The organism is Streptomyces sp. NRRL F-6676, from assembly GCF_000725625.1.
GTDB lineage: Bacteria > Actinomycetota > Actinomycetes > Streptomycetales > Streptomycetaceae > Streptomyces.
In genome coordinates this window covers 288,342-301,848 of the sequence record NZ_JOHS01000007.1, presented here as the reverse complement: position 1 = coordinate 301,848, position 13,507 = coordinate 288,342, and the positions used below count along the sequence as shown (strand labels likewise).

The window sequence follows — 13,507 nt, the reverse complement described above, 5'->3', positions numbered from 1 at the left end:
GCGGTCGACTGGACGGTCGTGTGCGTGGACTCGACGACCGTGCGTGCCCACCAGCACGCGGCCGGGGCCCGAAAAGGGGGCACTCGATCCGGCCGGGTGAGGCGATCGGCCGGTCCCGCGGCGGGCTGACCACAAAGATCCACCTGGCCTGCGACGGACAGGGTCGGCCACTCGCCTTCACCCTGACCGCCGGCAACGTCAACGACTGCACCCAGTTCGAGCATGTCATGGGCCGCATCAACGTCAGCCGGTGCGGGCCCGGCCGCCCCCGGACACGGCCCGAGCGCGTCGTCGCGGACAAGGGCTACTCATCCACCAAGATCCGCTCCTACCTGCGCCGCCGGGGCATCAAAACGGTGATTCCGGAACGGATCGACCAGATCAACGGCCGCATCCGCCGAGGCGAGAGTCGCTGCCGACTCGACCGGACCGCCTACCGACGCCGCAACGTCGTCGAGCGCTGCTTCAACAAGCTCAAGCACAACAAGGCCCTGGCCACCCGCTACGACAAACTCGCCCGCCACTACGAAGCCATGGTCACCCTCGCCTGCCTACGACTCTGGCTCCCCTGACTTTACGGACATGACCTAGCAGCGGCGAGCTGTCTCCTTGGGCGCCTCACGGCTCGGGGGCTTCTGTGCGTCGGCGGCTGCGGATGCGTCGTGGTCGCCCACGCAGTTCCCCGCGCCCCTTCGGGGTGCGCGGCTCGCCGCGCCCCCGCCAGGGGCGCGGGGAACTGCGCGACCAGCCACCACGCAGCCCGCAGCCGCCGGACAACGCGTACCCCCGAGCTATGAGGCGCCCTGCCCGGTCCTGACGTTCAGGACATCACCCGGTGCCGGACCGCGTCCCGTACCCGGTCCACCGGACCGAGAACCGGCGCCGCCAGCTTGTTCATGACCTCGTTGTTGACCCACCGGTGGGGCCGCGTCGGCGCGTAGACCTGGGCCAGCTTCACCTCGCTGCCCAGCAACCGCAGCCGCGACGGACGCACCGCCCGCCGCAGCGCGGCGAACTCCTCGCGTTCCTCGCGCGCCGCGTGCCGGGTGACCGCGCGCCGGGCCTCGTCGAGGCGCCGCAGATAGCCGGGGCCGTCCGGGCCGGTACGCCACAGCGCCACGAGGAGCCGCTTGGCCTCCTTCTCCTCGTGGCGCCGGCGGGCGGTCAGCTCGCGGCCGTGGCGCAGCACCCGCCGTGCGAGCGGATGGACGTGCGCCTCCTCGGCCGCCTCGTGAATGGCCAGCAGCCGCATCAGCCGGTCGAAGTTGCGGCGGCGCGGCGGCCCGGGCAGCGCGGCCCGCAGGAAGCCGAGCTTGATCTGCCGGTGCTGCCGGGTGAGCACATCGACGGCGTCCTCACCGCCCACGGCTCCGGCCAGCCCGAGCGACCAGGCGGAAACGGACTTCCCGGCCCGGGTTCCGGCCCGGGTGACGGTCTTGGCGGTCAGCACCGGTTTGGTCACCGAGGTGGTCACGGCAGCCTTGCTGAGTATGCCCATGGGACCCTCCTCACTCCTGTGTCACAGAGGCGGTGGGTACCCCACGGGACGGCCGTGATGCGCTCGCGGGCCACGTGAACGCCTACGGGGACGGCGCTTCGGACAGCGCCCCGGACGGGGTCCCGGCCGGGACCCCCGCCGGCGGCAGCCCCAGCACCGCCCCGACCGCCGCGCACGCCTGTTCCCGCAGCCAGCGGTGGGCCCGGTCGTTGTCGTGACGCCGGTGCCACAGCAGGTGCACCGGGATCGGCGGCATCGGCACGGGCAGCGCGAGCGTCGTCAGCCCCAGCGTGTCGAGCGCGGTACGGGAGACGGTGCCGGGAACGGCGACGAGGAGATCGGTCTCCCGGACCAGTTGCAGGGCCGTCGCCGCGCTCGGAGCCGCGGCGACGACCGTCCGCCGCAGCCCGAGAGCCTCCATCGCCGCGTCGACCGGATCGTGCAGCCGGCCGCGGCGGGAGACGGTCAGGTGCTCGGCGCCGGCGTACCGCTCGGCGGTCAGCGGCCGCGCGGTGAGCGGGTGCCCGGTGCGCAGCGCGACGACGAGGCGGTCCTCGCCGAGAAGCAGGCTCTGGACGTCGGGCAGCGCCGACGGAGCGGTCCCGGACGCCAGGTCCACCTCTCCGCGCCGCAGCTCGGGGGTGTCGGAGGCGGCCTCCGCCACCAGCCGAAGCCGCACCCCCGGTGCCTGCCGGTGCACCGCGGCCACCAGGGCCGGACCGCAGGCGGCGGTGAGCGCGTCGTGCCAGCGCACGGTGAACACCCGCTCCAGCGTGTCCAGTTCGAGTTCCCGGCGGGTGGACAGCACGGCGTGGGCGCGGTGCACGAGGTCGTGGACCTCCTCCCGCAGCGCCAGCGCGTGGGCGGTCGGGACCATCGTGTGCCCCGAGCGGACGAGGACCGGGTCGCCGGTCGCCTTGCGGATCCGGCCGAGCGTACGGCTCATCGCGGGAGCCGTGACATGCAGCCGGGCGGCGGCCCCGGCGACACTCCCCTCCTCCAGGAGCGCGTCGAGGGCGGTGAGCAGGTTCAAGTCCAATTGCATGTGAGTAAGCATAGGGATGACGAACATGCATTTGTGGTTAATCCGCGGGTTCCCTAACGTCGTGTGCAGGCCGCTTCGCCCGAGCGAGTGAGGGCGACGGCGGCGGTTCCTCCGTCGGGTCCCTCATCGGGGCCCACCGCCGAGGGACCGCCTCACTTCCCCTTCGACGTACAGGAGTCCGCCATGTCCGCGATCAAGACCGCCGGTATCGACGAGGTTCTGCTGGGCGAGGTCCGCACCGCCGTGGAGTCGGCCGGCGCCACCCTGCGCGACCGCTACACCACCCACGCGCGGGCCCTGAGCCTGAAGGAGATCATCGACGAGCTCCAGGCCAACGACGACGCCGTCCTCGCCGTCCTGAAGCAGCCCCTCCTCGACGCCCGCCCGGGCTCGCGGTGGGCCGAGGACGAGCTCGAGGGCGGGGCGCTGCCGGACGGCGAGTGGTGGGTCGTCGACCCGGCCGAGGGCAACATCAACCACGTCCACGGCATGCCCGACTGGGCGGTCACCGCCACCCTGGTGCGCGACAACCGTCCCGTCCTGACGGTGGTTCACCTGCCGCTCACCGGTGACACCTACACCGCGCTCGCGGGCAACGGCGCCCACCTCAACGGCGAGCCCCTGCGCGTCTCCGCCAAGACCGACCTGGGCGCCGGTCTCGTCGGCACCGGGCAGGCCAAGCCCGGCGAGGACCGGGAGACCTTCCGCCGGATCGGCGAGTCGGTCACGGCCCTGCTGACGGCCGGTCTGGTGGTCCGGGTCTCCGTGCCAGCCACGCTCCAGCTCATCCATGTCGCCGCCGGCCGCATGGAGGCCTTCTGGCAGCACTCCGACGTACGCTCCGGTCTGGTGTCCGGGGCTCTCCTCGTCGCCGAGGCCGGCGGTGTCGTGACCGACACCCACGGTGCCCCCTGGACGCCCGCGCACAGCGACTTCCTGGCCGCCGCCCCGGGCGTCCACCAGGCCGTCGCCGACGCGCTGGCCCCCGTCAAGTGACCCGACGACAGACCCCACAACGGACAAGGAAGCACCGCGCATGACCACCCTCGGCATCCTCGGCGCCGGACGCGTCGGCACCAACCTGGCCCGCAAGCTCGCCGACGCCGGTCACGACGTCGTCGTCGGCCGCCGTGACCCCGCCGCGCAACTCCCCGGCCGGACCGAGGAGTTCGGCCCCCGCGTCCGGTTCACCGATCAGCGCACGGCCGCCGCCACCGGCGACGTCGTCATCAACGCCACGCCCGGCGACACCGCCCTCGCCCGGCTGGGGGAGCTGCGGGACGAACTCGCCGGGAAGATCCTCGTCGATGTCTCCAACGCCACCCAGCACGGCCCGGACGGCCTGCCCGGCGAGCTGATGTACCCGGACGGCAGCCTCGGCGAGCGGCTCCAGCGGGCACTGCCCGCCACCCGTGTCGTCAAGACCCTCAACACCATGCTGTACGCGGTGATGACCGCGCCCGAGTCCCTTGCCACTCCGCCCACCGTCTACCTCTCCGGCGACGACCAGGACGCCAAGGACACCGTGGCCCGGCTCCTGGGCGACCTGGGCTGGAAGGCCGACCGGATCGAGGACCTCGGCGACATCACCACCGCGCGCGCCACCGAGGCCGTCATCCTCCTGGTGACCCAGGTGCTGCGCCGCAAGGGGCTCCAGCCGCTCGCGGTGTCCGCGTCCGGCTGAGCCGCGGCCGGCTGAGCCGGGGCCGGCGCCGCCGGGGCGGCCCGGGCCCGGGGCCGCTGACCGGATCCGGGGCCGCTGCCCGGATCCGGGGCCGCTGACCGGGCCCGGCCCGCCTCCGCTCATCGGGCCCAGACCCGGGCCCGGGCACGAACCCGGGCCAACGGCCAGAGCCAAGCCCCGGGCCCGGGGCTTGGCTCTGGCCGAAGCCGGGCCTCGGCTCGCTCACGGCGCCCGGGCCCGCCCTCACTTCCGCAGCAGCCCCGCCAGCACCTGCGCCTCGCTGATCGCGGGGTCCTTCGTCGCCGTCAGCAGCGTCAGCGGCCGGTCGGCGGCCAGGTCGCGCAGGTGGGCCAGGGCGTCCGCCCGCTCGGGATCGTCCTTCAGTTCCGCCCGGTAGCGGTGGCCGAACTCCTCGAAGCGGTCCGGGTCGTGGCCGTACCACTTGCGCAGTTCCGTCGACGGGGCCACCTGTTTGCACCACTCGTCCAGCCGGGCCCGCTCCTTGCTCATGCCCCGGGGCCAGATCCGGTCGACCAGGACCCGGGCGCCGTCGCCCCGTTCGGGGTCCTCGTAGACCCGGCGGACGTGCACCGTCCTCTTGCCTGCCATGGGTACCTCCTCGTGCGGTGCCGGGACCGCGGCCGCCGTTCCGGTTGCCTCACCCCCCGCTTCACCACGCTACTCGGGCCCGCAGTGTCCCCGGGGAGTCGCACACGTCCAGGCTGTTGACATGCTCATGATCAACTTCTAGCGTGGCAAAGCGCTTCTTCCTCGGCATCCGTCCCCACCCCGGACCCGCACCCCCGTGCGGCCCGAGAGCCCGGCGCCTGCCCCCGCCCCCGTGCCCGCCGACCCGGCGGACGCCGCTTCGACAACGTTGTCAGAAGGGCTCCCCGCCCGGCCCGCACGGCCACCCCCCACCCCTCATCCCTCTCCACAGGAGGCGGTTCATGAGATCCCCCTTGACCGGTGCCGGGCGTTCCGCACCGCGACCGCGCCCACCGCGATGGCGGCGCCTCGTCGCCCTGACCGGCGCGGGCGCCGGCCTGGCCCTGGTCGCCACGTTCGCGGTGCCCGTCCAGGCCTCGGCCGTGTCCGCCGAGACGGCGGCGGCCGGGGCGGCGGCCGTCACGGACCCCGCGAGCCTGGTCAACCCGTTCATCGGCACGTCCAACGACGCCAACGACTTCCCCGGCGCCGACGTCCCGTTCGGCATGGTCCAGTGGAGCCCGGACACCCCCTCGCGGCCGCCCGGCGGCGGCTACGAGTACAAGGACTCCTCGATCACCGGCTTCAGCCTCACCCACATCGCCGGGCCGGGCTGCGGCGCCGCCGGTGACATACCCGTGCTGCCCACCGTGGGCGCGGTCGACTACGGCGCCCGGGACTCCTTCGCGCACTCCGCCGAGTCCGCGACGGCCGGTTCGTACAAGGTGGCCCTGGACAACAAGGTGACCACCGAGCTGACCGCCACCACCCGCAGCGGCATGGCCCGCTTCACCTTCCCCTCCACCGCTCAGGCCAACCTGCTGTTCAAGCTCGGCAGCAGCCAGAACGGCGGCTCGAACACCAAGTTCACCGCCGTCTCCAGCACCGAGGTGAGCGGCCAGGTCACCAGCGGAAAGTTCTGCGGTGCGGGCAACACCTACACCGTCTACTTCGACATGGTGTTCGACCGGCCGTTCACCGCGCAGAGCACCTCCGGCGCCAACTCCCGCGTCACCTTCGACACCACGTCCGGCCAGGCCGTACGCGCCAAGGTCGGCGTCTCCTACGTCTCCGTGGCGGGCGCCGTCGCCAACCGCACCGCCGAGGCGCCGGGCTGGGACTTCGACGCCACCCGGAACGCCGCCCACACAGCGTGGAACGGCGCGCTCGGAAAGATCGGCATCTCCGGCGGCACCACCGACCAGCAGACCATGTTCTACACCGCGCTCTACCACTCGCTGCTGCACCCGAACGTCATCAGCGACACGGACGGGCAGTACTACGGCTTCGACGGCAGGACACACACCGTCGACTCCGGTCACGACGCCGCCTACGCCAACTACTCCGGCTGGGACATCTACCGCTCCCAGGCACAACTGGAGGCGCTGGTCAGTCCCCAAGTCGCCTCGGACACCGCCCAGTCGATGGTCGACGACTACCGGCAGACCGGCATCTTCCCGAAGTGGTCGGAGAACAACGGCGAGTCCTACGTCATGGTCGGTGACCCGGCGGCCGCCATCATCGCCGACTACCACGCCTTCGGCGCCCGCGACTTCGACACCTCGGCCGCGCTGGAGGGCCTGGTCAAGCAGGCGAGCACCACCAACAACGACCGGCCGGGCCTGAACTACCTCGACACCCCCGGCTACGAGCCGCACGACGGCAGCTACGGCTGCTGCAACTTCTACGGCCCCGTCGCCACCACGCTGGAGTACAACACCGCCGACTTCGCGCTCTCCGCGTTCGCCGGCGCGCTCGGTGCCACCGCCGACCAGCGCACGTACGCCAACCGCGCGCAGGACTGGCGCGGCACGCTGAACCCGGCCTCCGGTTTCGTCCAGCCGCGCAACGCCGACGGCACCTGGACCGGCGGCTTCGACCCCACCAGTGGCACCGACATGGTCGAGGCCGACTCCTGGATCTACACCGGCATGGTCCCCTTCGACGTGGCCGGACTGGCCGCCGCCAAGGGCGGCGACGCCGTGATGAGCGACTACCTCGACACCGTGCTGCGCAGCTACACCGGCGCGAACGGCTACGCCTGGGTCGGCAACGAGCCCAGCATCGAACTGCCCTGGGAGTACGACTACATCGGTGAGCCGTACAAGACGCAGGCCACCGTGCGCTCCGTCCAGGACCAGATCTGGGCCAACACCCCCGCCGGTCTCGCCGACGGCAACGACGACCTCGGCGCGATGAGCGCCTGGTACGTCTGGTCGGCGCTCGGCATGTTCCCGATGACCCCCGGCACCGACGATCTGGCCCTCGGCTCCCCGCTGTTCCCGCAGGCCGTCGTCACCCTGCCCTCGGGCAGGACGCTGACGATCAACGGCGACGGCGCCGCCGACAACGCGCCCTACGTGCAGTCCGCGACCTTCGACGGCTCGGCCTGGAACAACGCGTACGCACCCACCGACGCCCTCAGTGAAGGAGGCACCCTCACCTACCGCCTCGGCACCACCGCCAACACCTCCTGGGCGAGCACGGCGAGCGCGGCACCGCCCTCCTACCACGGCTCCGTCGTCGCCCCGCCGAGCCCGCGGGCCGGCGCTCTCACCGCGGGTGTCGGCTCCGACCTGTGTGTGGACGTCGACCATTCCAGTACCGCGGACGGCACCGCCGTACAGCTCTGGGGCTGCGACAGCACCTACGCCCAGGACTGGACGGTCGCCGGTGACGGCACCCTGCGCGCGCTCGGCAAGTGCCTGGACGTGGCCAACAGCGGCACCACCAACGGCACCGCGGTCCGGCTGTGGACGTGCAACGGCACCGGCGCGCAAGTCTGGTCGGCGGGGGCCGACGGCTCGCTCGTGAACGCCAACTCCGGTCTGTGCCTGGACGATCCGAACTCGGCCACCACCGACGGCACCCACCTCCAGATCCACGACTGCAACGGCACCGCCGCCCAGAAGTGGACCCTGCCCGCGGCTCCGGCCGCCCGCTCCGGCGCCGTCACCGCGGGCGTCGGCTCCGGGCTCTGCCTGGACGACAAGGCGGGCGCCACGGCCAACGGCACGCCGATCCAGCTCTACGGCTGCAACGGCAGTGACGCCCAGACGGTGACGGTGGCCGCCGACAGCACGCTGCGCGTCAAGGGAGGCTGCCTGGACGCCGCGGGCAGCGGCACCACCAACGGCACCAAGGTGCAGCTGTACACCTGCAACGGGACCAACGCCCAGCAGTGGCGGGCGACTTCCTCGGGGCAGCTGATCAACGGCAACTCCGGGCTCTGCCTGGACGTGCCGAACTCGGCCACCACCGAGGGCACTCAGCTCCAGCTCTACGAGTGCAACGGCAGCGCCGCCCAGAAGTGGACACTGCCCGCCTGACCGGCGCGGCGGACACACGACGGCCGGCCGGCTCCCCGCACACGGCATGTGTGCGCGGGAACCGGCCGGCCGCCGTCTCCTCCGCCGGCTCACCTCACTTGGTGAACGTGAACCAGTTGACGTTGACGAAATCCGCGCTGCTCTCCGCGAAGGTGAGGTAGACGTCGTGCACGCCGGTCACCGAGCGGGTGACGTTGGCCGGGATCGTGCGCCAGCTCTGCCAGCCGCCGGTGTCACCGAGGTCGATCTCCGCGATCTGCGGCCCGGTCGCGCTGTCCACCCGCACCCGGATCGCCCCGCTCACCCCGGCGCCCACTCCGGAGGCGACGCGGGCCACGAACTGTGTGGGGGAGGAGCTGCCGAAGTCCAGCGAGGCGTACTTCAGCCAGTCACCGGCCGCGAGGTACCCGACGTCCTGGCCGCCCCCGCTGTCGGAGCAGCTCTCGGTCTGGGTGCCGCTCTGGGAGCTGTAGCTCTCCGCCTGGACGGTGGCGTAGGCGCTGGTGCCGCCGCCCCCGCCGTTGTCCCCGCCCCCGCCCGAGTTCCCGGAGCCGGCACCCAGGGTGAGGGTCCAGGAGGTGGGCGCCGGGTCCTGGAGGTGCCCGTCGACCGGGGCGCTGCCGGTGGGGCCGACGTCGTCGTAGGGGAAGGCGTAGCCGATGGTCGAGTACTTGTGCACCAGCCGGGCGTAGTGGTTGGTGATCGACTCCGTGTAGTACTGGTCGGGCCGCACCCCGCTCGGCTGGTTGGCGCCGCCCGGCACGAGCAGGTCGGAGCGGTTGAGGGCGGCGGCGAGCCGGGCCGCGACGGCACCGCGCGCGTCGGCCCCGGAGTTGTACAGCGGGCCGCTCGCGCAGCCGAAGATGTCGGCGGCGGAGGGCTTGGTGAACGGCACCCCGTTGGTGTTGAGCCCCGAGAAGGTCAGGACGTCACCGCTGACCCGCCCCGAGTACGCGCCGATCGAGCCCTGGCCGTCGATGGTGAGGGTGTTGCTGCGGAAGTAGTCCCACACACGGGTCAGATACGGGTTCCAGTACGAGCCGAAGTCCGCCGGGGCGTGCGAGGGGGCCAGGACGCGCAGGACCGCGCCGGAGGAGTCGGTGGCGACCAGCCGGTCCCACGGGGCCCCGTCCGCCGAGTGCTGCGACCGCAGGCCCGAGGCGATGCTGGCCAGCGCGGTCGAGGGCAGCGCGGGCACCGACTGGTTGCCGGCGGCGCCGGTGGTGGACATCGAGATCGGCAGGGCGACCATGTCCACGTAGCTGATGTTGGCGTACAGATTGGCCGAGTTGTACGTGAACTCGGCGAAGCCCCAGTTGGTGGTCCAGTTGGGGTCGTTGCTGGTGAAGCCGGGCTGTACGAGGCCGGGCTTGCCCCCGTTGAGGCTCGCCGGGTTGACGAAGAACTGGATCTTCTTCCCGACGGAGAACCAGACCCGGCCGCCGATGACGTAGTCGCGCAGCGTCAGCCGGACGGGCGAGGAGCCCGAACCGCCGAGGGCGATGGAGTAGTCGGGCGTGGGGGTCTGCACGGCGGAGACGTCCGCCAGCCGGTGGAAGGTGCCGTCGGCGGTGACGAACCCGGGCCAGCCGGAGGTGTCGGCGCCGGTGACGTAGGCGTACACCTGCGCGGAACTGCCGGAGTTGTTGGCCAGGACGAGGGGGAGGTTGGCGGCGGCGCTGGCGGTGCCGGCGGCCGCGAGGGGGAGCGCGGCGGCGGTGGCCACCGCGGCGGTGAGAAGGGCACGACGGGAGAGCACGACGGGCTCCTGGGGAGTGAGTGTGGGGTGGAGAGTGCCGTGGGTGAGAGCGCTCTCAAGGGGAGTGAGCGCTCTCCCCACTATTGGACTGAACCAATCGGTCGGTCAAGAGGTGTGCACGTCAAGGACGTTGCCGGGGAACGATGTCCGGTTCCTTTTCGGGGCGAACGTCGTTGATCTCCACATGACGTACACCACGCCCCCCTCCCCGGAAGAGATCGCCCAGGAATGGCGCGCGCGTGCGCGGCGTGACGGGCTCGCGCGGGTGATGCGCGCGCAGCAGCCGCCCGAGCTCGGCGAGGCGGTCACCGACGAGACCCGGCGCACGCTCGCCCGGCTGCTGAAGCGCGCGGGACAGGAACTGCCCGACGGTATCGGCTCGGTCGTCGAGATCGGCTGCGGCATCGGCCGGCTCACCCCCACCCTCGCGGCGGCGGCCGGGCGGGTCGCGGCGCTCGACATGACACCGGGCATGCTGGAGTCGGCCCGCGCGGCCTGCGCCGGACTCGGCAACGTGACGCTCCACCGGCTCCGCGCCCAGGACCTGACCCTGGACGAGGTCGACCGGCTGGTGGGCCGCCCGGCCGATGTGACGGTGTGCGTGTGGGTGCTGATGCACCTCCTCGACGACGCCGAACTGGCCGCCCTCTTCCGCACGTTGTCCCTCGGCACCCGGCAGCTCCTGCTCATCGAGTACGAGCACGCGGCCGTCCCCGTCGGCCGGTTCTCGCGGCTGCGGCCGCTGAGCCACTTCCTCGATCTGCTGCCGGGCTCCCGGGTGCTCGAACGCCATGAACTCGACTACGGCGGCGACCGTTCCTTCGCCGCCCTCGTCGACACCGGCCTCAGCCGAGGAGCGCGCTGAGCCCGTCCGCGGCCGTCCCCGGCGCGCGCGACGAGGCGCACTCGAACCGGATCTCCGTCTCCGGAGCCAGTGACAGTTCGAGGCCCGTCACGGGCCGGGGGGCGCGGATGAGGATGTTGTAGTGGTTGGGGAAGTGGCAGGCGTCGAAACCGAGCACCGTGCCGATCGGCAGGCCCCCGGCCAGGACCGTGTCCCCGCGGTCCAGCACGCCGGCGCAGGCCAGTTCGACGAAGCCGAGGAAACCCACCCGGTCCACCCGGGCACCGGCCGAGGTGTCCGTGTGGTCGGTGGTGACCAGCTCGTGCACCTCGCCGCGCCGCACACACCGGCTGGCGTACGGCTCCAGCGACATCCCGCGCCGGTCGAGGCGGTGGGTGAGAACCTTCACCAGGGGGCCGTGGACGACGCGCTTGGCACCGTCCTCCGCGGGGTTCACGCGGGTGTCTCCTCTCGGTCCGGGGCACCGTCCGCCGCCGCGTAGCAGGCGGCGACCAGCTCGGCGACGGCCAGTCCGTCCGGCGCGGGGCCTCCGGCCTCCGGGCCCTTGTCCCCCCGCACCACGCGTACGAACTCCCGCAGCACGCCGACGTATTCGTGCCACAGCGACCCCTTGAACTCGGTGTGCCCGGCGAGCATGTCGGCCACGTCCCCCCGGCCGTCCGCCAGCCGCGCCTCGACCGTCTTGCGCTCGCCGGGGTAGGACCAGTCGAGCTCCACCCGTGCCCGCGCGCCGCTCACGGGCGCCCGCAGCGAGACCCGCGCGGCACGGTCGACGCCCTGCGCGTCGCGGTCGAGGTCCACGTCCTCCACGCGTATGTCCTCGCCGAGGAAGAGGCGGACGAGATCGAGGGCGTTGGGCCCGTTGTCCGCGAGACAGCCGCCCCCGCAGCGGTCGGGGTCCAGATACCAGCGGTCACGGCCCGCGTGCTCCTCGATCGTCTCCTTGTAGCGGACGGTGAGTGACTCCACCGGTACGCCCTTCGGCAGCCGGCGCAGCAGGGCGCGGACGGGATCGTTGTAGCGCCGGTGGAACGAGGTGAACAACGGCACCCCGCGCTCCCGGGCATACCGGTCGAGCGTCCGCGCGTCGGCCACCGTGGTCGCCAGCGGTTTCTCCACGCACACCGCGCGCGCCACCGCGAGCGCGTCCCGGCAGACCGGGAAGTGCGCGTCATTGGGCACATTGACGACCACGGCGTCCACCTCGGCCTCCCGCAGCAGCCCGCGGTGGTCCGTGTGCCGTTCGAGATGCGCGGGCAGCCCCGCGAGGGCGGCGGGATCGCGGTCGCAGACGGCCACGAGCTCCACGTCCGGGGAACGTTCCAGCGCGGCGAGATAGAACCGGGAGATGACCCCGAGCCCGATCATCCCGACGCGGAGAGGGGGACGCGGTGGTGTCATGCCGGGCCCCCCTTCGGGTCGGCGGGGCCGGCCGGGTCCGGCACCGGTGCGGGGAAGGGCACGGCCAACCGGTCCGCCACCTCCCGCAGTTCGCGGTGCAGGGTGGCGGTGAGCGGGACGCCGTGTGCGCGGCGGTGCCGGGAGCGCTGCTCTTCGCGGTGGCCCGGGTAGGAGACAGGTTCGTCGGTCCGTGCCGGTGGGCAGTCCAGGAGCGCGCCGAACAGGCCGGTGGCCGCCTCCAGGAAGTCGCTCTCGGCGCGCAGACGACCGGGGGCCACCGCCAGCAGCAGATGGCCGACGTCGTCGTCGGGCTGTGCTGAGGTGTCGCGGTGCGGGCCGAGGCCGGAGCCCGGCAGCAGCGCGGAGAGCACCTCCACGAGCAGCCCCAGCCCGTAGCCCTTGTGGCCGCCCGTCTCCGGGGAGCCGCCCAGCCAGCGCAGCCGGGCCTCGCCCCGGTCGTACGCCGCCGGGTCGGTGACCGGCGCGCCGTCCGCGTCCTCCAGCCAGCCCTCCGGGACGCGCTCGCCCGCGCGGGCGGCGGCGCGGATACGGCCGGTCGGTACGACGGTCGTGCTCATGTCCAGCACGAACGGCGGGTGCGCGCCCCCGGGTGCCGCCAGCGCCAGCGGATTTGTGCCCAGCATCGGGGCGGCGCCGCCCGGCGGCGGGGCCAGGCGCTGCCGTCCGCAGTTGGACGAGGCCAGGCCGATCATGCCGTGCTCCACCGCGCGCAGCGCGTGGTGGCCCGCGCACCCGAAGTGGGTGCCGCCGCGCACCGAGACCAGCCCGACACCATGCACCCCGGCGCGCTCGACCGCCAGCTTCATCGCCTCGGTCGCCGACCACAGCCCCAGCGCGCTCCGCGCGTCGAGCAGCACGGCCGCACCGCTGTCGGCGAGCAGTTCCGGCTCGGCGCGCGGATCGCAGCGGCCGCCGTCCAGCAGGGGGAGGTAGAGCCGGGCGAGGTTGGTGACGCCGTGCGTGGTGAAACCGGTGAGGTCACCGTGGCACAACGCCTCGGCGGCCCGCCGGGCCCGGCCCGGGGGCAGCCCCCGGGAGCGGAACACCCCGGTGACGAAGTCCCGCAGACCGTCGTACGGGACGCGGACGTCGCCGCCGTACGACGAGTCCGGCGCGAGTGGCACGGGGGGCACCTCGGCCGGGCGTGGTTTCGGGGTGACGGCGGTGGTCCCGGAACGGGAGGTGGTCATGGCGTCC

The 13,507-nt window shown here is 72.9% G+C and carries 11 protein-coding genes and 1 pseudogene; 5 read left to right on the top strand and 7 right to left on the bottom strand.

The features are described from left to right. A pseudogene (locus tag IO29_RS36370) lies at positions 1 to 572 on the top strand (IS5 family transposase); the annotation flags it as partial. 248 nt (positions 573 to 820) lie between these two features. Here IO29_RS36370 and IO29_RS06720 read toward each other — a convergent pair. Together IO29_RS06720 and IO29_RS06715 are read right to left on the bottom strand one after the other, a co-directional pair. Further along, positions 821 to 1,498: a hemerythrin domain-containing protein gene (locus IO29_RS06720; RefSeq protein WP_234307495.1), complete on the bottom strand. Its 678-nt coding sequence runs from the start codon at positions 1,496 to 1,498 to the stop codon at positions 821 to 823. Between the two features lie 82 nt (positions 1,499 to 1,580). Beyond that, complete coding sequence (locus IO29_RS06715; protein ID WP_078618248.1) at positions 1,581 to 2,543, bottom strand: LysR family transcriptional regulator; 963 nt, start codon at positions 2,541 to 2,543, stop codon at positions 1,581 to 1,583. Between the two features lie 183 nt (positions 2,544 to 2,726). Between IO29_RS06715 and IO29_RS06710 the strand changes: the two genes are divergently transcribed. Together IO29_RS06710 and IO29_RS06705 are read left to right on the top strand one after the other, a co-directional pair. Then, positions 2,727 to 3,539, top strand: coding sequence for an inositol monophosphatase family protein (locus IO29_RS06710; protein ID WP_051707276.1), 813 nt, complete (start codon positions 2,727 to 2,729; stop codon positions 3,537 to 3,539). After that, positions 3,448 to 4,227 (top strand): NADPH-dependent F420 reductase, encoded by a 780-nt coding sequence (locus tag IO29_RS06705; RefSeq protein WP_267881967.1) that lies wholly within the window; start codon positions 3,448 to 3,450, stop codon positions 4,225 to 4,227. The genes IO29_RS06710 and IO29_RS06705 overlap by 92 nt, the downstream gene beginning before the upstream one ends. Before the next feature lie 243 nt (positions 4,228 to 4,470). On the opposite strand, the gene IO29_RS06700 is transcribed toward IO29_RS06705, so the two are convergent. After that, positions 4,471 to 4,836 (bottom strand): DUF488 domain-containing protein, encoded by a 366-nt coding sequence (locus IO29_RS06700; RefSeq protein ID WP_030379551.1) that lies wholly within the window; start codon positions 4,834 to 4,836, stop codon positions 4,471 to 4,473. 341 nt (positions 4,837 to 5,177) lie between these two features. Here IO29_RS06700 and IO29_RS06695 point away from each other — a divergent pair, with 341 nt between their 5' ends. Then, the gene (locus IO29_RS06695; protein WP_030379552.1) at positions 5,178 to 8,264 is read left to right on the top strand and encodes a lectin; all 3,087 of its coding nucleotides are present in this window, start codon (positions 5,178 to 5,180) and stop codon (positions 8,262 to 8,264) included. A 94-nt stretch (positions 8,265 to 8,358) separates the two neighbouring features. On the opposite strand, the gene IO29_RS06690 is transcribed toward IO29_RS06695, so the two are convergent. Further along, on the bottom strand, positions 8,359 to 10,023 hold the full coding sequence (locus IO29_RS06690) for a beta-1,3-glucanase family protein (protein WP_030379553.1): 1,665 nt from the start codon (positions 10,021 to 10,023) through the stop codon (positions 8,359 to 8,361). Between the two features lie 184 nt (positions 10,024 to 10,207). Between IO29_RS06690 and IO29_RS06685 the strand changes: the two genes are divergently transcribed. Then, a complete protein-coding gene (locus IO29_RS06685) occupies positions 10,208 to 10,888 on the top strand; it encodes a methyltransferase domain-containing protein (RefSeq protein WP_030379554.1) in 681 nt (226 codons plus the stop codon). On the opposite strand, the gene IO29_RS06680 is transcribed toward IO29_RS06685, so the two are convergent. The 3 genes from IO29_RS06680 to IO29_RS06670 are packed head-to-tail and all read right to left on the bottom strand — an operon-like array spanning position 10,869 to position 13,500. Beyond that, complete coding sequence (locus IO29_RS06680) at positions 10,869 to 11,324, bottom strand: DUF6917 domain-containing protein (protein WP_030379555.1); 456 nt, start codon at positions 11,322 to 11,324, stop codon at positions 10,869 to 10,871. The genes IO29_RS06685 and IO29_RS06680 overlap by 20 nt on opposite strands. Then, positions 11,321 to 12,289, bottom strand: a complete 969-nt coding sequence (locus IO29_RS06675) for a Gfo/Idh/MocA family protein (RefSeq protein WP_030379556.1) — start codon at positions 12,287 to 12,289, stop codon at positions 11,321 to 11,323. Before IO29_RS06675 ends, IO29_RS06680 begins: the two co-directional genes overlap by 4 nt. Beyond that, positions 12,286 to 13,500 (bottom strand): Ldh family oxidoreductase, encoded by a 1,215-nt coding sequence (locus IO29_RS06670; protein WP_030379557.1) that lies wholly within the window; start codon positions 13,498 to 13,500, stop codon positions 12,286 to 12,288. Before IO29_RS06670 ends, IO29_RS06675 begins: the two co-directional genes overlap by 4 nt. Positions 13,501 to 13,507: the final 7 nt, after the last annotated feature.

Bases quoted from the DNA above. Each gene is read 5' to 3' on its own strand.
- IO29_RS06720 (WP_234307495.1), bottom strand. From the start codon at position 1,498: ATGGGCATACTCAGCAAGGCTGCCGTGACCACCTCGGTGACCAAACCG.
- IO29_RS06715 (WP_078618248.1), bottom strand. From the start codon at position 2,543: ATGCAATTGGACTTGAACCTGCTCACCGCCCTCGACGCGCTCCTGGAG.
- IO29_RS06710 (WP_051707276.1), top strand. From the start codon at position 2,727: ATGTCCGCGATCAAGACCGCCGGTATCGACGAGGTTCTGCTGGGCGAG.
- IO29_RS06700 (WP_030379551.1), bottom strand. From the start codon at position 4,836: ATGGCAGGCAAGAGGACGGTGCACGTCCGCCGGGTCTACGAGGACCCC.
- IO29_RS06695 (WP_030379552.1), top strand. From the start codon at position 5,178: ATGAGATCCCCCTTGACCGGTGCCGGGCGTTCCGCACCGCGACCGCGC.
- IO29_RS06685 (WP_030379554.1), top strand. From the start codon at position 10,208: ATGACGTACACCACGCCCCCCTCCCCGGAAGAGATCGCCCAGGAATGG.
- IO29_RS06675 (WP_030379556.1), bottom strand. From the start codon at position 12,289: ATGACACCACCGCGTCCCCCTCTCCGCGTCGGGATGATCGGGCTCGGG.
- IO29_RS06670 (WP_030379557.1), bottom strand. From the start codon at position 13,500: ATGACCACCTCCCGTTCCGGGACCACCGCCGTCACCCCGAAACCACGC.